The sequence below is a fragment of the Variovorax sp. GW821-FHT09D04 genome, assembly GCF_059416405.1.
In genome coordinates this window covers 630,507-654,032 of sequence record NZ_JBWKPA010000002.1, presented here as the reverse complement: position 1 = coordinate 654,032, position 23,526 = coordinate 630,507, and the positions used below count along the sequence as shown (strand labels likewise).

General features: G+C 67.9%; 16 protein-coding genes. 13 read left to right on the top strand and 3 right to left on the bottom strand.

Features of this window, described 5'->3' with window-relative positions:
- Positions 1-33 precede the first annotated feature (33 nt).
- Genes AC07O4_RS09270 through rsmA form a run of 3 tightly spaced genes read left to right on the top strand, consistent with a single transcriptional unit; the run spans position 34 to position 4,842 of the window.
- On the top strand, positions 34-2,625 hold the full coding sequence (locus AC07O4_RS09270; RefSeq protein WP_495304354.1) for an LPS-assembly protein LptD: 2,592 nt from the start codon (positions 34-36) through the stop codon (positions 2,623-2,625).
- A 19-nt stretch (positions 2,626-2,644) separates the two neighbouring features.
- A complete protein-coding gene (locus AC07O4_RS09265) occupies positions 2,645-4,048 on the top strand; it encodes a peptidylprolyl isomerase (protein WP_062473582.1) in 1,404 nt (467 codons plus the stop codon).
- A gap of 26 nt (positions 4,049-4,074) precedes the next feature.
- Positions 4,075-4,842, top strand: coding sequence for a 16S rRNA (adenine(1518)-N(6)/adenine(1519)-N(6))-dimethyltransferase RsmA (gene rsmA / locus AC07O4_RS09260; protein ID WP_139702942.1), 768 nt, complete (start codon positions 4,075-4,077; stop codon positions 4,840-4,842).
- A gap of 288 nt (positions 4,843-5,130) precedes the next feature.
- On the opposite strand, the gene AC07O4_RS09255 is transcribed toward rsmA, so the two are convergent.
- The 3 genes from AC07O4_RS09255 to AC07O4_RS09245 all read right to left on the bottom strand — a co-directional run bounded on the left by AC07O4_RS09255 (position 5,131) and on the right by AC07O4_RS09245 (position 8,549).
- Positions 5,131-5,556: a barstar family protein gene (locus AC07O4_RS09255; RefSeq protein ID WP_095747788.1), complete on the bottom strand. Its 426-nt coding sequence runs from the start codon at positions 5,554-5,556 to the stop codon at positions 5,131-5,133.
- 50 nt (positions 5,557-5,606) lie between these two features.
- Complete coding sequence (locus tag AC07O4_RS09250) at positions 5,607-6,020, bottom strand: guanyl-specific ribonuclease (RefSeq protein WP_056574987.1); 414 nt, start codon at positions 6,018-6,020, stop codon at positions 5,607-5,609.
- A gap of 180 nt (positions 6,021-6,200) precedes the next feature.
- Positions 6,201-8,549, bottom strand: coding sequence for an NADP-dependent malic enzyme (locus AC07O4_RS09245; protein WP_062473579.1), 2,349 nt, complete (start codon positions 8,547-8,549; stop codon positions 6,201-6,203).
- 176 nt (positions 8,550-8,725) lie between these two features.
- Between AC07O4_RS09245 and AC07O4_RS09240 the strand changes: the two genes are divergently transcribed.
- The 10 genes from AC07O4_RS09240 (at position 8,726) to AC07O4_RS09195 (ending at position 23,525) form a co-directional block, all read left to right on the top strand.
- The gene (locus tag AC07O4_RS09240; RefSeq protein ID WP_101490731.1) at positions 8,726-9,775 is read left to right on the top strand and encodes an SPFH domain-containing protein; all 1,050 of its coding nucleotides are present in this window, start codon (positions 8,726-8,728) and stop codon (positions 9,773-9,775) included.
- Positions 9,776-9,881: 106 nt separating this feature from the next.
- A complete protein-coding gene (locus AC07O4_RS09235; RefSeq protein WP_070063341.1) occupies positions 9,882-11,363 on the top strand; it encodes a DUF4178 domain-containing protein in 1,482 nt (493 codons plus the stop codon).
- Between the two features lie 60 nt (positions 11,364-11,423).
- Entirely contained in the window at positions 11,424-11,642 is a 219-nt protein-coding gene (locus tag AC07O4_RS09230; protein WP_062473571.1) for a DUF350 domain-containing protein, read from the top strand.
- Entirely contained in the window at positions 11,639-13,195 is a 1,557-nt protein-coding gene (locus AC07O4_RS09225; protein WP_370869692.1) for a polyamine aminopropyltransferase, read from the top strand. The genes AC07O4_RS09230 and AC07O4_RS09225 overlap by 4 nt, the downstream gene beginning before the upstream one ends.
- Positions 13,196-13,312: 117 nt before the next feature.
- Positions 13,313-14,923 (top strand): FAD-dependent oxidoreductase, encoded by a 1,611-nt coding sequence (locus AC07O4_RS09220; RefSeq protein ID WP_495304353.1) that lies wholly within the window; start codon positions 13,313-13,315, stop codon positions 14,921-14,923.
- Entirely contained in the window at positions 14,920-16,059 is a 1,140-nt protein-coding gene (locus tag AC07O4_RS09215; protein ID WP_495304352.1) for a saccharopine dehydrogenase family protein, read from the top strand. The genes AC07O4_RS09220 and AC07O4_RS09215 overlap by 4 nt, the downstream gene beginning before the upstream one ends.
- Positions 16,040-16,546, top strand: coding sequence for an SRPBCC family protein (locus AC07O4_RS09210; protein ID WP_159279106.1), 507 nt, complete (start codon positions 16,040-16,042; stop codon positions 16,544-16,546). Before AC07O4_RS09215 ends, AC07O4_RS09210 begins: the two co-directional genes overlap by 20 nt.
- Complete coding sequence (locus tag AC07O4_RS09205) at positions 16,543-16,920, top strand: DoxX-like family protein (protein WP_495304351.1); 378 nt, start codon at positions 16,543-16,545, stop codon at positions 16,918-16,920. Before AC07O4_RS09210 ends, AC07O4_RS09205 begins: the two co-directional genes overlap by 4 nt.
- Positions 16,917-17,393, top strand: a complete 477-nt coding sequence (locus AC07O4_RS09200) for a DUF2269 family protein (protein WP_070063336.1) — start codon at positions 16,917-16,919, stop codon at positions 17,391-17,393. The genes AC07O4_RS09205 and AC07O4_RS09200 overlap by 4 nt, the downstream gene beginning before the upstream one ends.
- 123 nt (positions 17,394-17,516) lie before the next feature.
- A complete protein-coding gene (locus AC07O4_RS09195; protein ID WP_495304350.1) occupies positions 17,517-23,525 on the top strand; it encodes an alpha-2-macroglobulin in 6,009 nt (2,002 codons plus the stop codon).
- Position 23,526 lies beyond the last annotated feature (1 nt).

The following is a 23,526-nucleotide window of genomic DNA, read 5'->3' as shown; positions in this document are numbered from 1 at the left end:
CGCGCCGTCCCGACGATTTTTCGTTCCGAATCGATGCCTACGACCCCACGCGCTGCCTTGCGACGTTCGAGCCCGCCGCTGCCACTGGCCGTGCTGTCGCTGGCGCTGCTGCACGCGCATGGCGCCTTTGCCCAGCAAGCCGGTGTGCTTGAGGGACCGCTCACGCTGAAGCGCACGCCGCTGCTCACCGAGACGCTGACGCCCGTGCAACGCAGCCAGCTGCCCAGCCTCGTCACTGGCGACCGCATTTCCGGCCGCCCCGACCTCGAGACCGTGGTCGAGGGCAACGCCACGCTGCGCCGTGGCCCGGTCGCCATCACGGCCGACCGCCTCGAGTATTACCAGCCGGACGACCGCGCCAAGGCCACCGGCAACGTGCGGGTCAACCAGGCCGGCAACGTGTACGAAGGTCCGGAGCTGGAACTCAAGCTCGAGACCTTCGAGGGCTTCTTCAACAACGTGCGCTACCGCTTCCTCGCGACCGGCGGCCACGGCGAGGCCGAACGCATCGACTTCGTCGACTCCAACATCTCGATCGCGCGGCGCGCCAGCTACACCACCTGCCGCCGCGAAGACTTTCCCGGCTGGATGCCGGCCTGGCTGCTGACCGCCGCCACGCTGACCACCGACACCGAGGAAAACGAGGGCGTCGCCATCGATGCGCGCATGAGCTTCATGGGCATCACGACGCCGCCGATCCCGCGCGTGACCTTCCCGCTGTCGAACGAACGCAAGAGCGGCCTGCTGCCGCCCACCATCGGGCTGGACAACACCAACGGCTTCGAGGTCGCGCAGCCCTACTACTGGAACATCGCGCCCAACCGCGACGCCACCTTCACGCCCACGCTGATGAGCAAGCGCGGGCTCAACCTGGCCAGTGAGTTCCGCTATCTCGAGAAGGACTACAGCGGCAGCATCCGTCTGGACCTGATGGGCAGCGACCGCCTCGTGGGCCAGCGCTACAACGAGGCGCGCGCCGAGCAGCTGCAGAAGCTGAACAACGGCGAGATTGCGCTCAAGGACCTGAACTTCGGCAAGCCGCCCGACAGCAGCAAGCGCTGGGGCCTGTGGCTCAACCACCACCACGACTTCGATGCCAAGGCCCTGGGCCTGGATTCGCTGTCCGCCAGCCTCAACATCAACCGCGTCAGCGACAACGACTACTGGCGTGACTTCACGCGCACGCCGACGCTGGCGCAGCGCCAGCTGCCGAACGATGCCTCGCTGAACTGGTCCAAGGGCGACTGGAGCGGCGCCGTGCGCGCCCTGCGCTACCAGACGCTGCAGTACAACCTGTCGCCGGTCGTGCCCTCGTACGACCGCGTGCCGCAGATCACGGCCAACTACGCCAAGTACGACTGGCACGGCTTCGACGTCTCGTTGAACACCGACTACTCGCGCTTTCGCGTCAACAGCATCCTGGCCGGCCAGCCCGGCTTCGACGCCATCCAGCAGTCGCAGCCCGACGGCGACCGCGTGTTCGCGCAGGCGGCGATCAGCCGGCCGTTCCTCACGCCGAGCTCCTTCGTCATCCCCAAGCTGCAGCTGCACGCGACCTCGTACAACTACTACCTGCCGCAGTCGTCCATTCCGAAGGTGTCGGTCAACGGCATCGACTACGTGAACGGGATGCCGTACAACCCGAGCCAGCTGTACTTCTTCCCGACCTCGTCGAACCGCGTCGTGCCGACCTTCAGCCTGGACAGCGGCCTGGTCTTCGAGCGCGACGCCAGCTACTTCGGCCGTGCCTTCCGCCAGACGCTGGAGCCGCGCGCGTACTACGTGTACACGCCGTACCGCAACCAGAGCATGCTGCCGAACTACGACTCGGCCGCCAACGACTTCAGCTTTGCGACCATCTACACCGAGAACGCGTTCTCGGGCGCGGACCGCATCTCGGACACCAACGCGCTCACGCTGGGCGTCACGTCCCGCCTGATCGATCCGGGCACCGGCGTCGAAGCCGTGCGCTTCGGCATCGCGCAGCGCTTCCGCTTCGCCGACCAGAAGGTCACGCTGCCGGGCGTCGCGCCGGTCACCGACCGCACCAGCGACCTGCTGCTGGGCGCCCAGATCAACTGGACGCCCAAGTGGAGCCTGGACACGCTGCTCCAGTACAACCCCGATTCGCGCCGTTCCACGCGCAGCGCGATCAGCGCGCGCTACAACCCGGGCCCGTACCGCAACCTCAGCGCCGCCTTCCGCTACCAGGCGCCGAGCACGCCCACGGCCACCGACGGCAACAAGTCGATCGACTTCGGCTGGCAATGGCCGCTCAACGACCTGTGGGGCGACAAGGGCAAGGACCTCGGCCCGGGCAAGGGCGAAGGCGGCGGGCGCTGGTACGCCGTGGGTCGCCTGAACTACAGCCTGCAGGACAAGAAGCTCACGGACGGCGTGCTCGGGGTCGAGTACGACGGCTGCTGCTGGATCAGCCGCGTGGTGCTGCAGCGCATCACCACCGGCCAGGTGACGGCCAACACCCGCATCATGTTCCAGCTCGAATTCGTCGGTTTCTCCAGCATCGGCTCGAGCCCGATGCAGGCGCTGCGACAGAACATCCAGCGCTACCAGCCGCTGCGTCAACCGACCGAAGCCCCGAGCCGCTTCACCAATTACGACTGAAACGACGACCGTTCACGCCATGAAACACATCCGTTCCCTCATCACCCTGGGTTGCCTTGCGGCCATCGCCGCAACGGCTGGCGCACAGGGCTTTCGTTCCGGCAGCGGCATCACGGACATCATGCGTGCCGGTCCCCGGATCGTGCCGCCGGCGGCGCGCCCGGCCGGTCCCGCGGCGGCGCCGGTGCAGCGCGCGGCCGAGTACATCGTGGCGCTGGTCAACTCCGAGCCGATCACCAACACCGAGGTGCAGTCGCGTGTCACGCGCCTGATCCGCGAGAACCCGGACGCCGAGCGCGTGCCGCGCGCCGAACTCACGCGCCTCGTGCTGGAGCGCCTGATCACCGAGCGCGCACAGCTGCAATTGGCAAAGGAAAACGGCATCAAGGTCGATGACGTGGCGATCGACCAGGCCGAGCAGACCGTGGCCCGCCAGAACGAGATCAGCCTCACCGAGCTGCGCAGCCGCGTCGCGGCCGAGGGCATCTCGCCGCGCGAATTCCGCAACGACCTGCGCGACCAGCTGCTGCTCACGCGCCTGCGCGACCGCGAGGTCGAGTCCAAGGTCAAGATCAGCGACACCGAGGCCGACGAGTACCTGCGCGACCAGCGCGAGAGCGCCGTCAAGAACAACGCCCTGCTCAACCTCAACATCGCCCAGCTGCTGGTGGCCGTGCCCGAGAACGCCACCGAGGCGCAGGTCGCGACCGCGCAGAAGAAGGCCACCGACCTTGCACAGCGCGCGCGCAGCGGCGAAGACTTCGCCAAGCTGGTGCGCGAGAACTCCGACTCGCCCGACCGTGCCAACGGCGGCGCGCTCGGCCTGCGCAGCGCCGACCGCTACCCGCCGGTGTTCGTCGAGGCCACGCAATCGACCGCGGTGAACGGCATCGCCGGACCCGTGCGCTCGGGCGCCGGCTTCCACGTGCTCAAGGTGCTGACCAAGGCGCAGGTAGGTTCGTCGGATGCGTCCATCACCCAGACCCAGGTGCGCCACATCCTGCTGCTGAACGACCCCAAGCGCACGACCGCGCAGGCGGTGGCCCAGCTGCAGGAATTCAAGCGCCGCGTGCAGGCCGGTACCGCCGACTTCGCCGGCCTGGCGCGCGACAACTCGCAGGACGCGAGCGCCAAGGAAGGCGGCGACCTCGGCTGGTCGCGCCCCGGCCAGTTCGTGCCCGAGTTCGAGGAAGCCATGGACCGGCTCACGCCGGGCCAGATCAGCGACCCCGTGGTGTCGCGCTTCGGCGTCCACCTGATCCAGGTGGTCGGCCGTCGCGAAGCCAAGCTGAGCCAGTCGGAGCAGCGCGAAGCCGCGCGTGCCGCGCTGCGCGAACAGCGCGTCGAAGAAGCCTTCACCACCTGGGTGCAGGAAGTGCGCGCGCGCGCCTACGTCGAATACCGCGAGACGCCGCAGTCCTGATGGCCGCGGCAGCGTCTTAGGCCGCGATGGCACAGCACATTGCAAGAAAGCGGTTCGGACAGCATTTCCTGTCCGACGGCGGGATCATCGACGGGATCGTGCAGGCGATCGCGCCGCAGCCCGGCGACGCGATGGTCGAGATTGGGCCGGGGCTGGCGGCGCTCACGCAGCCGCTGGTCGAACGGCTCGGCCGCCTCACGGTCATCGAGCTCGACCGCGACCTGGCCAAGCGGCTGCGCGAACATCCGCAGCTGGACGTCATCGAGTCGGACGTGCTCAAGGTCGACTTCGCCGAGCTCGCGGCCAAGGCCGAACCGAAACCGCTGCGCGTGGTGGGCAACCTGCCCTACAACATCTCCACGCCGATCCTGTTCCACCTGCTGGGCTATGCCCATCTGATCGCCGACCAGCACTTCATGCTGCAAAAGGAAGTGATCGACCGCATGGTGGCCCGGCCTGCCACCTCGGACTACAGCCGCCTGAGCGTGATGCTGCAGTGGCGCTACGACATGGAGAACGTGCTGTTCGTGCCGCCCGAGAGCTTCGACCCGCCCCCGCGCGTGGACAGCGCCGTGGTGCGCATGGTGCCGCTCGCGCAGCCGCCGGCGGTCGATGCGGCACGGCTCGGCGAGATCGTGCAGGTGGCCTTCAGCCAGCGCCGCAAGATCCTGCGGCACACGCTGGGCAAGTGGCTCGGGGAGCACGGCTTCACCGGCGAGTTCGACATCCAGCGCCGCGCCGAAGAGGTGCCGGTGGCTGAATACGTCGCACTGGCCCAAGCCGTTCCCCCATGAAAAAAGCCCGTCGATGACGGGCTTTTTTGTGGCGGTGAGCGGTTGCTGTTAATTAAGCAGCTGCCAGCCAGTAGCCCGCATTGAAGGGGCTGCTCATGCGCAGTGCCAGGGGCGACACGTCGACGAGCTTGTCGGTCGGCATTTTCTCGCCGGCCGGCTCGGTGCTGGCGGCGGGCGTGGCCGCAGCGGCTGCCGTGGCGGTGGTGTTGACTTCGATGCCATCGAGGGTTTCAGCGGTCGGCTGAGCCTCGTTCGCCCGTTCTGCTTGGCTGGTGGATGCAGAACGGGCTACAGAAAAGAATAGAAGCAGCGGAACGGGACCTTGCGATCGCCCCAGTAGTCCGAAGCGTCGCGGAAGATGTCGAGCAGTTGCTCACGCGCTTCCTTGTCGAACTTGGCGTTGGCCGGGATTTGTTCGAGCACGATGACGAAACCAGGCTGCGGGCCCGATTTATGCAACGGGTCGGTCATGCAGTCGTACAGCGCGTCGAAGTTCTTGCCGAAGTGCGCCGGGAAGGTGAACTGCTGGGCAATCAGGTCGAGCACGTCCTGCTTGGTCTGGGCGTTGCCCAGGTTGGCGTACAGGAAGTGCTGGCCGGCCGCGTTGGCGGCATCCTGCAGGTCGTTCACGCGGAACGCGCGGATCGATTGCACGATGTTCGGGCGTACGGCTCGAAGGGATAAGGTCATATCCGCTGGTCTTTCCATAGTCATCATCATCTCGTCGGGGCGCTTCGGGGCGCCGCTCAGGTCGTTGTCATCGCTCATGGCGCAATCCGTCTGAAACTCGCATAGTGGTCCGCCGTGTACCAGCAGGCTTCGGGCGCCGTGCGCTGCTCGCCACCGCAAACGATTCGCCGGGCGCCGCGGTTGCGCGCGCCGGGCGTTGGCACCGTGTACTCGCGGTAATGCCCGCGGCGTGCCGCTGGCAGGATGCGTTCGCGATTGCCGAATACCGTGCCGTCTTTGTCGTACCGGAAGGGGCCACCGTCAAGGATGGCCTGGTAGGTTCGCTGGCCCTGGACCGGCAGATCGGTCAGGGCAATCGATGCCTCGGAGGACGTTTTGTCGGCGCCGAACCATCCGCGGGCCTCGGCCCCCGTCGTCAGAGCCACCAGCATCAAGCTGGTGAGCGCAAACTTAGTGACAGAGGACGTGATCGAGGCGTAAGCCGCCATGGGGCACCACAAGAAAAGAGCGGGGGGTTTGAATTGCGCTCAACCTCGGGGTTAACCCGCAAATTCAAGCCCGCGAGTGTGCACCACGCTGGCGAAAATAGCAAGCGACTGCCCAAAGTTTGAGCAGTCGCGAGGGCAGAAAGCGACGCCTTAAGTTGGCGTCCACTCTCGCCAAATGGCCTATCTCTCGGCGTTTGCGTCGGCCACTGTCAAGGCTGTCATGTTCACGATGCGGCGAACAGTCGCGCTCGCCGTGAGAATGTGCACAGGTTTGGCCGCGCCGAGCAGAACCGGGCCGATGGCGATGTTGCCGCCGGCCGCGGTCTTGAGCAGGTTGTAAGAAATGTTGGCGGCGTCGATGTTGGGGAACACCAGCAGGTTGGCGTCGCCCGCGAGCGCGCTGTGCGGCATGACGACCGCGCGCTGCTTGCTGTCCAGGGCCACGTCGCCGTGCATTTCGCCGTCCACCTCGAGCCAGGGCGCCTGCACGCGCAGCAGGTCGAGCGTCTTGCGCATCTTGACGGCGCTGGGCTCGTTGCTGGTGCCGAAGTTGGAGTGCGACAGCAGCGCGGCCTTCGGCTTGAGGCCGAAACGCATCATTTCCTCGGCCGCCATGGTCGTGATCTCGGCCAGTTCCTCGGGCGTCGGGTCGTAGTTGACGTGCGTGTCGACCAGGAACACCTGGCGGTCGGGCAGCAGCAGGCCGTTCATGCAGGCGTACACGGGCACGTCCTGCGGGGTGCTGGCGCAGCCGCCGGGGCGCTTGCCGATCACCTGGTCGATGTAGTGCAGGTGGATCAGCGTGGTGCCCCAGGTGCCGCAGATCATGCCGTCGACCTCGCCCTTGTGCAGCAGCATGGCGCCGATCAGCGTGAGGCGGCGGCGCATCTCGATCTTGGCGGTCTGCACCGTCTGGCCCTTGCGCTCGGTCATGCGGTGGTAGGTCTGCCAGAAGTCGCGGTAGCGGTGGTCCTGCTCGACGTTGACCACGTCGTAGTCGAGCTCTTCCTTCAGGCGCAGGCCGAACTTCTCGATGCGCTGGGCGATGATGGCCGGACGGCCGATCAGCGTCGGGCGCGCCAGGCCTTCGTCCACCACGATCTGCGCGGCGCGCAGCACGCGTTCTTCCTCGCCTTCGCAGTAGGCCACGCGCTTCTTCGGCGCGCGCTTGGCGGCGTCGAAGATCGGCTTCATGGTGGTGCCCGAGGCGTAGACGAAGCTCTGCAGCTTGTCACGGTAGGCGTCCAGGTCCTTGATCGGGCGCAGCGCCACGCCGCTTTCCTCGGCCGCCTTGGCCACGGCCGGCGCGATCTTCATCATCAGGCGCGGGTCGAAGGGCTTCGGAATCAGGTATTCGGGGCCGAAGCTCAGCTTTTCACCGGCGTAGGCGGCGGCCACGCGCTCGCTCTGCTCGGCCTGGGCCAGCTCGGCGATGGCGTGCACCGCGGCAATCTCCATCTCGTCGGTGATGGTGGTGGCACCCGAGTCGAGCGCGCCGCGGAAGATGTACGGGAAGCACAGGACGTTGTTGACCTGGTTCGGGTAATCGGTGCGGCCCGTGGCCATGATCACGTCGTTGCGCACCGCATGGGCGTCTTCGGGCGCGATCTCGGGGTTCGGGTTGGCCAGCGCGAAGATCACCGGCTTGGGCGCCATCTTGGCGACCATTTCCGGCTTGAGCACGCCGCCGGCCGACAGGCCGAGGAACACGTCGGCGCCAGCGATCACTTCCGACAGCTTGCGCATGTCGGTCTTTTGCATGTACTGGCGCTTGTCGTCGTCCATCAGCTCTTCGCGGCCTTCGTAGACCACGCCGGCCAGGTCGGTGACGAACACGTTTTCGCGCTTCAGGCCCACCTTGAGCAGCAGGTTCAGGCAGGCCAGCGCCGCGGCGCCCGCGCCCGAGGTGACCAGCTTCACTTCGGCGATGTTCTTGCCGGCCACCTTCAGGCCGTTCAGCATGGCGGCTGCCACGGTGATGGCCGTGCCGTGCTGGTCGTCGTGGAACACCGGGATCTTCATGCGCTTGCGCAGCTCGCGCTCGACGTAGAAGCAGTCCGGGGCCTTGATGTCTTCCAGGTTGATGGCGCCGAAGGTGGGCTCCAGCGAGGCGATGATCTCGACCAGCTTGACCGGGTCCTTCTCGTCGATCTCGATGTCGAACACGTCGACACCGGCGAATTTCTTGAAGAGAACGCCCTTGCCTTCCATCACCGGCTTGGAGGCCAGCGGGCCGATGTCGCCCAGGCCCAGCACGGCGGTGCCGTTGGAAATGACACCCACGAGGTTGCCGCGCGAGGTGTACTTGAAGGCGTTGGCCGGGTCCTTGACGATTTCCTCGCAGGGCGCGGCCACGCCGGGCGAGTAGGCCAGCGACAGGTCGCGCTGGTTGACCATCTGCTTGGTCGCCGCGATGGCGATCTTGCCGGGGACGGGAAACTCGTGGTACTCGAGGGCGGCACGGCGCAACAGGGCGCGCTTGTCTTCCGGGGTGGGGGTCGAAGGGGACGATGCGGTCGAATCGGACATGTGCCGTTGCTCCTGGTGGCGCTTCTTCTGGGGGCGCCGATTGTAGACCTCGGTCCATACCGCCCTACGCCGCATGGCCGGTGGCAGGCATGACCAAAAGCACGGGGCGCCGTCAAAGCCCTGTGGCAATATGTGTGGCTGGGACACAAACCGACAACATCTCGAGAGGAACGACCATGGCCCTGATGGATTTCATCAAGAAACAGTTCATCGACATCATCCAGTGGACCGAGTCCGGCGATGGCACGCTGGCCTGGCGTTTCCCGATGGCCGAGATGGAAATTCAGAACGGCGCCTCGCTCACCGTGCGCGAGTCGCAGATGGCCGTGTTCGTCAACGAAGGCCAGGTGGCCGACGTGTTCGGCCCCGGCATGTACAAGCTCACGACGCAGACGCTGCCCGTGCTCACGTACCTGAAGAACTGGGACAAGCTCTTCGAATCCCCCTTCAAGAGCGACGTCTATTTCTTCAGCACCCGCCAGCAGGTCGACCAGAAGTGGGGCACGCCCCAGCCGATCACGATCCGCGACAAGGACTTCGGTGCCGTGCGCCTGCGCGCCTTCGGCAACTACAGCTTCCGCATCGGCGACCCGAAGCTGTTCCACACCGAAATCTCCGGCACGCGCGACATCTACTCCGTGGCCGACCTCGACGGCCAGCTGCGCGGCCTGGTGCTGCAGAACATCAGCAACGCCATCGCCTCCAGCGGCCTGCCCTTCCTCGACCTGGCGGCCAACCAGATCCAGTTCGCGACCGCGCTGGCCACCCAGCTGGTGCCCGAGTTCGAAAAGATCGGCATCAAGCTCGAGAACATCACGGTCCAGAACGTCTCGCTGCCTGAAGAGCTGCAGAAGATCCTCGACCAGAAGATCGGCATGGGCATGGTCGGCAACGACATGGGCAAGTTCATGCAGTACCAGACGGCGCAGGCCATTCCCAAGTTCGCCGAAGGCGCGGCCGGTGGCGGCGGCATCGCGGGCGACGCGATGGGCCTGGGTGCCGGCGTGGCGCTCGGCCAGGTGCTGGCGCAGAACCTCGCGCAGGGCCTGAGCCCGAACGCCGCGGCCCAGGCCGCGGCCACGACGCAGCAGCCGGCCGTGGCCGTGGTGAGCGCCGCCGACGTGATGACCACGCTCGAGAAGCTCGGCGAACTCAAGACCAAGGGCATCCTCACGCAGGAAGAGTTCGACGCCAAGAAGGCCGAACTGCTGAAAAAGCTCGTCTGATTCGTCGCAATGTTTTCGATAGCGACTGACGCCCGCCCAGCGGGCGTCAGAGGCCTTTTGGGCTTGAATCATTCGTGGCCGGCCGCGCCATCGCACCCGGTGCGCCATGGCTGAGGAAACCGGCTCCCAACGCTACTACCGCGCGCCCTGCCCCGGCTGCGGCGCGCCGGTCGAATTCCGCTCGGCGCAATCGACGCACGCGGTCTGCCCGTACTGCCAGAGCACCGTCGTGCGCCAGGGCGACACGCTCGCGCGCACCGGCAAGATGGCCGAGCTGTTCGACGACTTCAGCCCGCTGCAGCTGTTCGCCGCCGGCCGCATCCAGGACAAGCCCTTCACGCTGATCGGCCGGCTGCAGTACACCTACCCCGGCGGGCGCTGGACCGAGTGGATCGCCGCGCTCGACGGCGACCGCACCGGCGTGCTCAGCGAGGACAACGGCGCCTACGTCTTCGCGCTGCCCTTCGACCTGCAGCGCGCCGCGCCACCGCCCGCCGACCTGCGCGTGGGCGCCACCACCGCGTTCGCCGGCCAGAGCTACACCGTCGCCTCCAACGAACAGGTGGCGCTGACCTCCGCGCAGGGCGAGTTGCCGCACCTGCCCGAGCTCGGCCAACCGTTCGCGATGGTCGAGCTGCGCAACGACAAGGGGCTGGTGCTCAGCATCGACTACGGCACCGCCCCGCCCACCGCCTACCTCGGCCGCTCGGTGCAGCTCGACGACCTGCAACTCACCGGCCTGCGCGACGAATCCGCGAAGGACGAGAAGGGCCGCAGCTTCAACTGCCCGAATTGCGGCTCGCCCGTCACGGTCAACCTGGCCGACAGCAAGAGCATCACCTGCGGTTCGTGCAACAGCATCATCGACCTGTCGCAAGGCATCGGCGGCGAGCTCAAGCACGCCGAGCAGAACGAGCCGGTGCGCCCGCTCATCGCGCTGGGCAGCGTGGGCCAGCTGCAGGGCGCGCAGTGGCAGGTGGTGGGCTTCCAGCACCGCATGGGCCAGGAGCCCGGCGACGACGAGCAGTTCGGCTGGGACGAGTACCTGCTGTACAACAAGAAGCGCGGCTTCAGCTTCCTGGTCGATGCCGAAGACGGCTGGAGCATGGTCAAGCCGACCACCGGCGCGCCCGTGATGGCCGAGAACGGCACCACCGCCACCTACCTCAACAAGCGCTACCAGCAGCAGTACGCCTACAACGCCGAGACCACCTACGTGGCCGGCGAGTTCTACTGGCAGGTCGAGCGCGGGCAGAAGACCTTCAACCGCGACTTCGCCAGCGGCGGCGCGCTGCTCTCGATGGAGCGCTCGGCCAACGAGCTGACGTGGTCGTCGGGCAGCAAGATCGACAGCGGCGCGGTGGCCACGGCCTTCAAGCTCGACGCCAAGAAAGACCTGTTCTCGCGCGGCGACGCGCTGCCCGTGAGCGCCGCGTCGGGCATGGGCTGCGGCACGATCATCCTCGTCATCGTGGTCATCCTCTTCGTGCTGATCATGATGAGCAACTGCAGCGGCGGCTCCTCGAGCGGGTACCGCAGCTCGGGCGGTTCGTACGGCGGCTATTCGAGCGGCGGCGGCCACAAATGACGAAGATCGCGCGCAGGCGCTCTCTTGTTTCTCTCTTTATTGCTACGACTGGAGGTCCCCATGGGAATTGAATGGCTGAAACCGGGCGTGGTCCTCGGATCGCTCGTGTATGCGCTGATCGGCGTGGTGGTCTTCTGGATCTGCTTCTTGATCATCGACAAGATCACCCCCTATGACCTGTGGGGCGAGATCGTCGAGAAGCAGAACAGGGCGCTGGCGCTCGTCGTGGCCGCCATGTGCCTGGGCATCAGCGTCATCGTGGCCGCAGCCATCCATTGAGCGACGCGGCCCTGCCCGCGCGCACCCCGGATGCGCGGGGGCCGCAACCCGTGGAGATCGCGCTGCTCGCCAGCGTGTTCGTCGTCGCGGCCTGCGGCCTCGTCTACGAACTGAGCGCGGCCGCGCTGAGCTCCTACCTGCTCGGCGACTCGGTGCTGCAGTTCAGCACCATCATCGGCACCTACCTGTTCGCCATGGGCGTCGGCTCGTGGCTCTCGCGCTACTTCGACCGGCAGCTGCCGGCGCATTTCCTTCGCATCGAACTGCTCGTGGCGCTGATCGGCGGCGCGCTGCCGGCGATCCTGTTCCTGGCCAACGCCTACGTGCCGGGCGCGTTCCGGCTGCTGCTGTACGGCCTCGTGGTGGTGGTGGGCACGCTGGTGGGGCTCGAGATCCCGCTGGTGATGCGCATCCTCAAGCGCAACATCGTGCTCAAGGACCTCGTGTCGCAGGTGCTGACCTTCGACTATCTGGGCGCGCTCGCCGTGTCGGTCGCGTTCCCGCTCATTCTTGTGCCGCAGCTCGGCATGATCCGCACCGGCCTGCTGTTCGGCGTGATGAACGCCGCAGTGGCCGTGTGGGCGCTGTGGCTGTTCCGCCATGAGCTGCGCCGCGCGGGCGCGCACGCGGTGGCCTGCTTTCTCACGCTGGCCGCGCTCATCGGCGCCTTCTGGGGCGCCGACCACATCACGACGCTGGCGGAAGACAAGTTCTACCAGGACCGCATCGTCTTCAGCGCCAGCTCGCCCTACCAGCGCATCGTGGTCACGCGCGGCGCGCTGGGCCACCGGTTGTTTCTCAACGGCAACCTGCAGTTCGCCGAGCGCGACGAGTACCGCTACCACGAGGCGCTGGTGCACCCCGCGATGGCGGCGCACGGCGCGCCCAAGAAAGTCGCCGTGCTCGGCGGCGGCGACGGCATGGCGGTGCGCGAGATCCTCAAGTACCCCTCGGTCGAGTCGGTCACGCTGGTCGAGCTCGATCCGAACATGACGCAGCTCTTCACCACGCACGAGACGCTGGCCGCGCTCAACGGGCACGCGCTCTCGTCGCCGAAGGTGAAGGTCGTCAACACCGACGCGTTCCAGTGGCTGCAGCAGGAGGGCGACACCTTCGACGTCATCGTGGTCGACTTTCCCGACCCGACCAACTTCGCCATCGGCAAGCTCTACACCAACAGCTTCTACGCGCTGCTCGACCGGCGCCTGTCGGCCAGCGGCTACGCCGTGATCCAGACCACCTCGCCGCTGGTGGCGCGCAAGAGCTACTGGACCGTGGCGAGCACCATCGAGTCGGTCGGCCTGAAGGCCACGCCGTACCACGCGCACGTGCCCAGCTTCGGCGAATGGGGCTACATCATCGCCAGCCACCGGCCCTACCGGCTGCCCGACGCGCTGCCGGGCGGCATGCGCTTTCTCACACCGGCGACGCTGCCCCTGATGTTCGACTTTCCGCTCGACATGGCACGCGTGCCGACCGAAGTGAACCGCCTGTCGAACCAGACCCTCGTCACCACCTACGAACAGGAGTGGGGCAAGGTCATGGCTCACTGATATGGCTCGCCCCCAGGCTGCGGGCACTTCGTGTCGCTTCGCCAACCCCCTGCCGGGGGCAACACCAGCGGCCCGGCAAAGCCGGTTCCGCGGTGTTCCACGAAGGAGCCGTGTGCCATGAGGCGCCGTGGCTTTCTTGGCGTCGCTGCCGGTGCAGGCGCCCTGGCGCTGGCCGGCTGCGAGGCGCCGCCGCCGCCCATCGAAGGTGGCTTCACCGGCATCGATGTCGCGCGCGGCCACGCGATGCGCGACGCCACGCTCAAGTCGCAGGCCCCGGCCACCGTCAGGCGCACCCGCGTCGTCATCGCCGGTGGCGGCGTGGCCGGCCTCGCGGCCGCACGCGCGCTGCGCCTCGCGGGCATCGACGACTTCGCGCTGCTCGAACTCGAAGACACCGCCGGCGGCAACGCGCGCGGCGGCTCGGTCGGCGGCATCGCCTGCCCGCTCGGCGCGCACTACCTGCCCACGCCCGGCGACGACGCGCACGAGGTGCAGGACCTGCTCGAAGAACTCGGCCTGCGCCGCCGCGTGGCCGGCCGCTGGACCTACGACGAGCGCCACCTCTGCCACAGCCCGCAGGAACGCCTGTTCTTCCGCGGCGAGTGGCAGGACGGGCTGCTGCCCGTGCACGACGTGGGCGCCGGCACGCAGGCGCAGTACCGCCGCTTCGCGCAGCGCATCGACGCGCTGCAGCACGCTGCCCACTTCGCCATTCCCACGCTGCGCTTCGCCGTCACGCCCGAGCTGCTCGCGCTCGACGCCCTGCCCTTCGCGGGCTGGCTCGACCGCGAAGGCTTCGACGACGCCCACCTGCGCTGGTACCTCGACTACTGCTGCCGCGACGACTACGGCGCCGGCATCGCGCAAGTGTCGGCCTGGGCCGGCATCCACTACTTCGCAAGCCGGCACGGCTTCCATGCGCCCGGTGACGCGAGTGGCAGCGTCAACGACACCAACCCCGACCGCGACGGCGTGCTCACCTGGCCCGAAGGCAACGGCTGGCTCACGAAGCAGCTGGCCGCGCCGCTGGGCGAGCGCCTGCACACCGGCCAGGTCGTCACGCGCATCGCCGAAGGGCGCGCGGGCGTCGAGGTCGATGCATGGGACACCGCCTCGAAATCGATGGTGCGCTGGCAGGCCGAGCGCTGCATCGTCGCGCTGCCCGTCTTCATCGCCGCGCGCGTGGTCGAGAACCCGCCGGCGCTGCTGACGAGCGCCGCCGCGCATGTGCGCTACGCCCCCTGGCTGGTCGCCAACGTGCACCTGCGGGGGCCGCTGGCCGACCGCGTCGGCGCCGCGCCGAGCTGGGACAACGTGATCTACGGCACGCGCGGCCTTGGCTACGTCGATGCGCGCCACCAGACGCTCGACCCCACGCCGCGCGGCACCGTGCTCAGCTGGTACCGCCCGCTGGGCCCGAGCGGCTACGACACCGGCGACGGCCGCCAGCTGCTGCTCGAGCGTCCGTGGACCGCATGGCGCGACGAGCTGCTGGCCGAGCTGTCGGTGCCGCACCCCGACCTGCCCGCGCTCGCCACGCGCGTCGAGATCACGCGCTACGGGCACGCCATGTCGATCCCGCGCCCCGGCCTGCTCGCGCAGATCGGCGCGCACGGCGACCGCGTGGCCGCGGGCCGGCTGTCGTTCGCGCACGCGGACTGGTCGGGCTATTCGATCTTCGAGGAAGCGTTCACGCGCGGCCACATCGCCGGAGCCCGCGTCGCATGAAGACGCTGGTGCTCGGCGGCTACGGCAACTTCGGCGCGCGCATCAGCCGCGTGCTGGCGCAGGACCCGGGCATCGAACTGTGGGTCGGCGGGCGCGACCTCGAACGGGCCACGGCCTTCGCGCAATCGCTGGGCGGCATTGCACGCGGTGTGCGCGTCGATGCGCAGTCGCCCGACCTCGCGCAGGGCCTGGGCTTTCTGGGCGTCGGCCTCGTCATCCACACCGCCGGCCCGTTCCAGGGCCAGGACTACCGCGTGCCGCAGGCCGTGGCAGCTGCCGGCGCGCACTACATCGACCTGGCCGACGGCCGGCGCTTCGTCTGCGACTTTCCCGCCGCGATGGACGCCGCCTTCCGCAGCGCGGGCCGCACCGCCGTGACAGGCGCCAGCACCGTGCCCGCGCTGTCGTCGGCGGTGGTCGATCACCTCGCCGCCGGTTGGCAAGGCATCCGCAGCATCGACATCTGCATCGCGCCGGCACAGGGCGCGCCGCGCGGCGAAGCCACGCTCGCGGGCGTGCTCGCCTACTGCGGCGCGCCGATCCGCGTCTGGCAGGGCGGCCGGTGGACCGAGCAGCCCGGCTGGGCCCATCCCGCAAAGGTGCAGTTCGCGCGCATGAAGCCACGCCGCGGCGCCTTGTGCGACATCCCCGATCTCGAACTCTTTCCGGCGCGCTACGCCGGCGTGCAGTCGGTCATGTTCCGCGCCGCACTCGAAGTCGGCCTGACCCAGCAGGCCTTCGCCTTCCTGGCGTTCCTGCGTCGCACAGGCCTGCTGCGCGCACCGCAGAAGCTGGCGCCGCTGCTGCACGCGACGGGCGGTGTGTTCGATGCGTTCGGCACCGCGCTGGGCGGCATGGTGGTGCGCGTCGAAGGCACCGATGCACACGGCGTCATCGCGCGCCGCGCCTGGCACATCGCGGCCGACGACAACCACGGCCCCGAGATTCCCTGCATGGCCGCCATCCTGCTGGCGCGCCGGCTCGCGCGCGGCGAGGCGTTGCCGGTGGGCGCGCACGCCTGCGCCGGGCTGCTCGCGCTGCCCGAGTTCGACCCCGAGTTCGCGCGCTGGGGCATGGTGACGGACGTGATCGACGAAGGGGCAAGCGCAGCAGGCCATGGCACACCAGCGCTTTGAATTCGACATGCCGGCGCCGGCCGACGTGGTCTTCGATGCCTTCCACTATCACGTCTGGCGTGCGCGCTGGGACTCGCTGGTCGGCAACGCCCGCGTGGTGGGCGGCGCGCCCTGCCCTTTCGTGGGCGCGGAAACCGAGAACACCGGCGGCGGCTGGTTGCGCGGCCTGTCGATGCGCACGCGCTTCGTCACTTTCGACCGGCCGCATGTGGCCGCGGCGTCGATGGTCGGCCGTTCCTTTCCTTTCAGCCGCTGGGCCGCATCGATGCGACACCGGGACACACAGCCCGGTCATTCGGTGCTGATCTACGTCTACACCATCGAAGCCGGACCGAAAGCCTTGCGCTGGTTGCTGGAGCCCGTGGTGGCCCAGGTCTTCGCGCGGCAGACACAGCGGCGCTTCGCGCGCATGCGCGACTTTCTCGCGGGGCATGCGGACGAGGTCGTTCAGTGGCAACGGGCACAGCATGGGAGCGACGCGGCATGACGAAGACGCGTGACGACGACCGCCTGCTGCGCCTGAGCCTCGTCACCGTCTGGCTCTTCACCGCCGTCGCCAGCATCGTCGAACTCGACGGCCAGAGCCGGCGCGTGCTGGCCGACGCGGGCATCGCCTCGCCGCCGTGGCTGGTGCAGGCGTTGATCGTCGGCGGCGCGGCGGCCGATCTTGCGATCGGCCTGGCGCTGTGGCTGCGACCCGGCCGCACCGTCTACCTGGCCGCCTTCGCGTCGATGCTCGCCATGACGCTCGTGGCGACCGTGCTGCAGCCGGACCTGTGGCTGCATCCGCTCGGCCCGCTGCTCAAGAACCTGCCCATTGCCGCGCTGCTCTGGCATCTGTACCGACGCGCCACGCCATGAACACCTACCTCGTCCTCAAGTGGCTGCACATCGTCTCCAGCGTGCTGATGGTCGGCACGGGGCTGGGCTCGGCCTTCTACATGTTCTTTGCCAACCGCAGCGGCAGCGTGCCGGCGCAGGCGGTGGTGAGCCGGCTGGTGGTGCGGGCCGATTGGTGGTTCACCACGCCCACCGTCATCCTGCAGCCGGTCACCGGCTTCGCGCTGGCGCACCTGGCGGGCTGGCCGCTGTCGACGCCGTGGCTGGCGCTCTCGCTGGGGCTGTTCGCGTTCGCGGGGGCATGCTGGCTGCCGGTGGTGTGGCTGCAGATCCGCATGGCGGCCCTGGCGGGGCAGGCGCATCGCGAGAGCACCGCGCTGCCGTCGCTGTATCTGCGCTACCAGCGCTACTGGGAACTGCTCGGCTACCCGGCCTTCGTGGCCATGGCCGTCGTGTTCTGGTTGATGGTGAACAAGCCCGCACTTTCGTTCTGACGTTCGAGACGGGCCGGTGCGCGGGCCCTGTGCGGTTTTCACGCAGACTTCACACACAGCGCCATGGCTTCACAGACCGGGCAGAGACTGTCAGGCGCCAACAAAAACATCGGGGGAGCGTCCATGCTTCAAGTTGCCAATCGAAAACTCGCGTCGCTCAGCGACGTGCTCTTCACCGGACTGGGCCGCGTGCTCGGGTTCCTGCGTCCGCTGGCACGCGGACTCATCGGTTCCTGGCGACCCCCGGGGTGGCTGCGCATCGTGGGCGCCTTTCTTCTCTTCGGGCTGCAGTGGGTGCAGCAACGGCTGGCCTGGGTGGTGCTGTTGGCGCTGCTGGTGCTGGCCGGCTGGTTCGCCAGCCCGCAGGTCCTGAAGTGGTGGCACGGCCTCACGCCCGACCGCGTCGAGCCCGTTGTTTCCACCGCGCAGATCGTGCCGCCGCCGCGCACGCAGATCGAGAACGACAAGGGGCCCAACCCGGTCGTCATCAACTTCTCCGCCTCGGTCGCGCCGATCGCGCGCATCGGCCAGGAGGCGACCGGCGTCAGCATCGAGCCCGCCATTGCCGGGCGTTGGTCGTGGAGCAGCCAGAAGAAGCTCGAATTCCTTCCCGCGCAGGACTGGCCGGTCGGCCAACCCTACAAGGTGCAGCTGGCGAAGGACGCGCTCGCACCGCACATCGAGATCGAGCAGCGCAAGTACGAGTTCACCTCGCCCGAGTTCAACGCGCGCATCGCGGGCGCGGAGTTCTACCAAGACCCGGTGCAGGCCAACGTGCGGCGCGCGCTCTTCCAGGTGCGCTTCTCGCACCCCGTCAACACGGCAGAGTTCGAAAAGCGCCTGGTGCTGACCTATGACCAGGCCTGCGGCACCTCGATCTTCAGCGTGGGCAAATGCGCGAGCGAGAAGTTCACCGTCAGCTACGACAAGCTGCGCCTCACCGCCACCCTCCAGTCCGAGCCGCTGCCCATTCCCGAGAAGACGCGCCCCGTGGTGCTCAGCCTCACCTCCGGCGCGGTCGCGCAGAAGGGCGGCCCCGGCCAGCGCAACGACATCTCGCGCGCGGTCGACATCCCCGGCCTCTTCAGCCTCGACATCGCGAGCATCGACCCCACCATCGTCACGGGCGAGAATGGCGAGCCCGAGCATGTGATGCACATCACCGCCTCGATGCCGGTGCACGAGCGCGAAATGGCGCGCGTGGTGCAGGCCTGGCTGCTGCCCGCCACGGAAGAAGCCAAGGGCGACCCGGAAGAAAAGTTCGACTGGTCCGCCGACCCCTCGAAGGTCACCGACGCCGTGCTGCGTCGCGCGAAGAAGATCAATCTGCAGCCCATCGCCAGCGAACGCGAAGTGACCGAGATGGTCAGCTTCCGCCTCCCGCAAGCCGAGGGTGGCCGCTACCTGCTGGTGCGCGTGGCCAAGGGCCTGAAGACGCCGGGCGGCTACCAGCTCGGCGCGGCGCGGCAAGACGTTCGATTGCTCAAGACCTTCGCGCCCGAGCTCACCATCATGAGCCAGGGCTCGCTGCTCGCACTTTCCGGTGAACGCAAGCTGCCGATCCTGGTGCGCGACCTGCCCGGCATCCGCCTGGAAATCGGACGCCTGCTGCCGCAGCAGCTGCAGCACCTGGTCACGCAGACCAACGGCGACTTCGCGCATCCGCAGTTCAACGGCAGCCTGCAGTCGGACAACCTCGTCGACCGCTTCCAGAAGGAAATTCCGCTCAGCATTCCCGCTGGCAAGGCGCACTACGAGACCGTCGACTTCGCGCAGTACCTGCGCAGCGACGTGGCCGACCGCCGCGGCGTGTTCCTGCTCAAGGTGCAGGGCTACGACCCCAAGGCCAAGAAGAAGGCCGAAGGCGACGCCACGCAGGCGCAGCCCGAGGAAGAGCAACAGGAAGAACAGCCATCGGAAGGCGAAGGCGACCCCGAAAGCGGCAACCCCGAAGACCAGAAGGACCAGCGCCTGGTGCTCGTCACCGACCTGGGCATCGTCGCCAAGAAGTCGCTCGACGGCACGCGCGACGTGTTCGTGCAGAGCATCGCCAACGGCCAGCCCGTGGCCGGTGCGCTGGTCGAGGTGTGGGGCCGCAACGGCATGATCGTCGCGTCGCAATCCACCGACGCCACGGGCGCCGCCAAGCTGCCGAACCTCGCCGGCTACCAGCGCGAGAAGGCGCCGGTGGTGCTGGTGGTGCGCAAGGACGGCGATCTGAGCTTCCTGCCCTTCAACCGCAGCGACCGCACGCTCGACATCTCGCGCTTCGACGTCGGCGGTCTGCGCGCGGCCGGCGTGCCGAACCAGATGACCGCGTACGTGTTCAGCGACCGCGGCATCTACCGCCCGGGCGACACCATGCACATCGCGATGATGGTCAAGGCGGGCAACTGGGCCACGTCGCTGCGCGACCTGCCGCTCGAGGCCGAGATCATCGACGCGCGCGGACTCAGCGTGCGCCGCGAGAAGCTCAAGCTCGGCCCCGGCGGCGCGGCGGAAATCGCCCACGCCACGCAGGACACCTCGCCCACCGGCAACTACACCGTCAACCTCTACCTGCCGCGCGAATCGTCGCCCGGCAACCCCGAGGTGCAGGGCCTGCTGATCGGCAGCACGACGGTGAAGGTGCAGGAGTTCCTGCCCGACCGCACCAAGGTCGTCGCCAAGCTCAGCAACGAGGTGGCCGAAGGTTGGGTCAGGCCCAAGGACCTGAAGGCGCTCATCGACGTGCAGAACCTCTTCGGCACGCCCGCGCCCGACCGCAAGGTCGAAGGCACGCTCACGCTGAGCCCGGCTTTCCCGGTGTTCCGCGCGTTCGCCGACTACGCCTTCTTCGATCCGCAGCGCGCCACCGAGAAGCAGGTCGACGACCTGGGCAGCGTGCAGACCAGTGCCGAAGGCAAGGCCGAGTTCGACCTGCGCCTCTCGCGCTTCGATGCGGCAACGTACCAGGTGCACGTGCTCGCCAAGGCCTTCGAGCCCGAGGGCGGGCGCAGCGTCTCGGCCGAGGCGCAGACACTGGTGAGCGACATGCCCTACCTCGTGGGCGTGAAGGTCGATGGCGACACCAGCTACGTGAGCAAGGGCGCCGCGCGCAATGCCACCGTGATCGCGATCGACCCGCAGGCGAAGAAGACGGCCGTCGACGCCCTGAAGATTGAGCGCGTGGAGCGCAAGGTGCTGTCGGTGCTCGTGAAGCAGGACAACGGCCTCTACCGCTACGAGTCGCGCAAGAAGGAAATCGTGATCGACGAGAAGCCGCTGGCCATCGTCGCGGGCGGCAACACCATCGCGCTGAACACCTCCACGCCCGGCAACTTCGCCTACGTGGTGCGCAATGCCGGCGGGCTGGAGCTGAACCGCGTCGAGTACAGCGTGGCGGGCAACGCGAACGTCTCGCGCTCGCTGGACCGCAACGCCGAACTGCAGCTCACGCTCGACCGCAAGGACTACGAGCCGGGCCAGGAGATCGAGGTGAGCATCCGCGCGCCGTACGTGGGCGCCGGCCTCATCACCATCGAGCGCGACAAGGTCTACGCCCACGCATGGTTCAAGACCGACAAGACCGCCTCGGTGCAGAAGATCGTGCTGCCCAAGGACTTCGAGGGCACCGGCTACATCAACGTGCACTTCGTGCGCGACCCGGCCTCGGACGAGGTCTACATGAGCCCGCTGTCGTACGGCGTCATTCCCTTCGCCACCAGCCTTGCGAAGCGCACCGCCAACCTTCAGCTCACCAGCAGCGAACTCGTGAAACCCGGGCAGACGGTGAAGATGAAGCTCACCAGCGACAAGCCCACGCGCGCCGTGCTGTTCGCGGTGGACGAAGGCATCCTGCAGGTGGCGCGCTACAAGACGCCCGACCCGCTCAAGCACTTCTTCCAGAAGCGGGCGCTCGAAGTGGGCACCTTGCAGACGCTCGACCTGATCCTGCCGGAGTTCAAGAAGCTCATGCAGGGTGCCGCGCCCGGCGGCGACGGCGAAGGTGAACTCGGCAAGCACCTGAATCCGTTCAAGCGCAAGCGCGACAAGCCGGTGGCCTACTGGTCGGGGCTGGTCGATGTGAACGGCAGCCGCGAGTTCAGCTACACCGTGCCCGAGAGCTTCAACGGCAGCCTGCGCGTGATGGCCGTTGCGGTGAACGACGAAACCACCGCCGCCAAGAGCACCCGCACCGTGGTGCGCGGTGACATGGTGATATTGCCGAACGCGCCGCTCGCAATGGCGCCCGGCGACACCGTCGAAGTGGGCGTGGGCCTCGCGAACAACATCGTGGGCTCGGGCAAGGACGTGCCCATTGCGCTCACGCTCACCGCCTCGGGCGGGCTCGAAGTGGTGGGCGATGCGACGCAGACGCTCAAGGTCAACGAGCGCGGCGAAGCGAGCACCAAATTCAACGTGCGCGCCAAGCCGGGCGAGCAGGCGGTGCTGGGCTCTTCCGCGCTGGTGTTCACCTCGACGCACAAGACCTTCAGCGCGCGCCTGTCTACCGAAGTGAGCGTGCGGCCTGCGTCGCCGTTCGTCACGCTGGTGCAGGCGGGCAGCTTCCAGCGCGCGGGCGAGTTGTCGAGCAAGGCCGACCTGTACCCGAATTTCCGCAAGAGCGATGTCGCGGTGTCCGCCGCACCGTGGGCCTTCGCAACCGGCCTCATGCAGTACCTGGAGGTCTACCCGCACGGCTGCACCGAGCAGATCACGAGCCAGACCTTCCCGGCCGTGCTGCTGTCGGGCCGCCCCGAGCTGGTGAAGGAAATGGCGCGCGGCCGCACGCCCGAGCAGGGCCCGATGCCCGAGGCGCGCAAGACCTTCGAGCGCTACCTCGTGCAGCTGCGCGCACGGCAGACGGCCGACGGCGGCTTCGCGTTGTGGCCCGGCGCGGGCACCGATGCGTTCGCCACGCTCTACGCGGTGCACCTGCTGATCGAAGCCAAGGACCACAAGCTGCCCGTGCCGCAGGACCTGCTGCAGAAGGCCAACACCTACCTGCAAGGCTGGCTTGGCAGCGGCGACACCTCGCTCGACGGCTGGCGCCAGCGCACGCAGGCGGCCTACCTGCTCACGCGCCAGGGCATCATCGCGCCGGCCGCACTGGCCAACCTGCGCGAAGCGTGGCGCAACAAGCAGACCCAAGGCTGGAGCGACGACCTGGGCGCCGTGTACCTCGCCGCGAGCTACCAGCTCGTGAAGCAGGAGCAGGTGGCGAACGAGCTGCTCAACCCGGTGTGGTCCGACCTGCTCGCGCGCACCGAGAAAAAACAGCGCCGCAACGTCTGGGGTGCTTACTACGACCCGCTGGTGCACGACAGCATGACGCTGCACCTGGTGGGCCGCCACTTCCCGTCGCGCCTGAAGACGCTGAAGCCGGACGTGTGGGAAGGCATGGGCGCGATGGTGCGCGACGGTTGGTACAACAGCCTGTCGTCGGCCTCGATGCTGCTGGCGGTCGATGCGTATTTCGAAGCGGTGGCGCAGAACGCCGAGGGCAAGCTGACGGCGCAGAGCGTCAACGCGCAAGGGCAGGCCGCGGCGCTCGCACTGGGTTCGGTGAACCCGATCACGCGTGCCGCGGTGCCCGCCGGCACGGCCAGGCTCAAGCTCTCGAACGACAGCGACTTCAACCTGTACTACAGCTGGGCCGAGCAGGGCTTCGAGCGCAACGTGCCCACCACGCCGGTGAACCAGGGCCTGGAGATCTTCCATGAAGTGCTCGATGCCAAGGGCAACCCGATCACCAAGGCCAAGCTTGGCGAAGAGGTCACGGTGCGCGTGCGCGTGCGCAGCCTGGAGCGCGCACAGCTCAACGACGTGGCGCTGGTCGACCTGCTGCCCGGCGGCCTGGAGCCGGTGCTGCAGGCCGTGGGCGACGACGAGGAAGCCAATGCCGATGCGCCGATCTGGAAGAAGCGCCTCGGTGGCGGCGGCTCGTGGAAGGTGCAGTACGCCGACATCCGCGAAGACCGCGTGGTGTTCTACGGCGCCGTCGACAAGAACCTGCTCGAAGTGACCTACAAGGCGCGCGCCACCAACGTCGGCGATTTCGTGGTGCCTGCGGCGTACGGCGAGGCGATGTACGACCGCCGCGTGTATTCGCGCTCGGCGGGTGCGCGCTTCCAGGTCGTGGCGAACTGAC

Coding starts and splice junctions, on each gene's coding strand:
- AC07O4_RS09215 (WP_495304352.1), top strand. CDS start 14,920: ATGAAGACGCTGGTGCTCGGCGGCTACGGCAACTTCGGCGCGCGCATC.
- AC07O4_RS09265 (WP_062473582.1), top strand. CDS start 2,645: ATGAAACACATCCGTTCCCTCATCACCCTGGGTTGCCTTGCGGCCATC.
- AC07O4_RS09220 (WP_495304353.1), top strand. CDS start 13,313: ATGAGGCGCCGTGGCTTTCTTGGCGTCGCTGCCGGTGCAGGCGCCCTG.
- AC07O4_RS09255 (WP_095747788.1), bottom strand. CDS start 5,556: ATGACTATGGAAAGACCAGCGGATATGACCTTATCCCTTCGAGCCGTA.
- AC07O4_RS09205 (WP_495304351.1), top strand. CDS start 16,543: ATGACGAAGACGCGTGACGACGACCGCCTGCTGCGCCTGAGCCTCGTC.
- AC07O4_RS09195 (WP_495304350.1), top strand. CDS start 17,517: ATGCTTCAAGTTGCCAATCGAAAACTCGCGTCGCTCAGCGACGTGCTC.
- AC07O4_RS09245 (WP_062473579.1), bottom strand. CDS start 8,549: ATGTCCGATTCGACCGCATCGTCCCCTTCGACCCCCACCCCGGAAGAC.
- AC07O4_RS09250 (WP_056574987.1), bottom strand. CDS start 6,020: ATGGCGGCTTACGCCTCGATCACGTCCTCTGTCACTAAGTTTGCGCTC.
- AC07O4_RS09235 (WP_070063341.1), top strand. CDS start 9,882: ATGGCTGAGGAAACCGGCTCCCAACGCTACTACCGCGCGCCCTGCCCC.
- AC07O4_RS09210 (WP_159279106.1), top strand. CDS start 16,040: ATGGCACACCAGCGCTTTGAATTCGACATGCCGGCGCCGGCCGACGTG.
- rsmA (WP_139702942.1), top strand. CDS start 4,075: ATGGCACAGCACATTGCAAGAAAGCGGTTCGGACAGCATTTCCTGTCC.
- AC07O4_RS09200 (WP_070063336.1), top strand. CDS start 16,917: ATGAACACCTACCTCGTCCTCAAGTGGCTGCACATCGTCTCCAGCGTG.
- AC07O4_RS09270 (WP_495304354.1), top strand. CDS start 34: ATGCCTACGACCCCACGCGCTGCCTTGCGACGTTCGAGCCCGCCGCTG.
- AC07O4_RS09240 (WP_101490731.1), top strand. CDS start 8,726: ATGGCCCTGATGGATTTCATCAAGAAACAGTTCATCGACATCATCCAG.
- AC07O4_RS09230 (WP_062473571.1), top strand. CDS start 11,424: ATGGGAATTGAATGGCTGAAACCGGGCGTGGTCCTCGGATCGCTCGTG.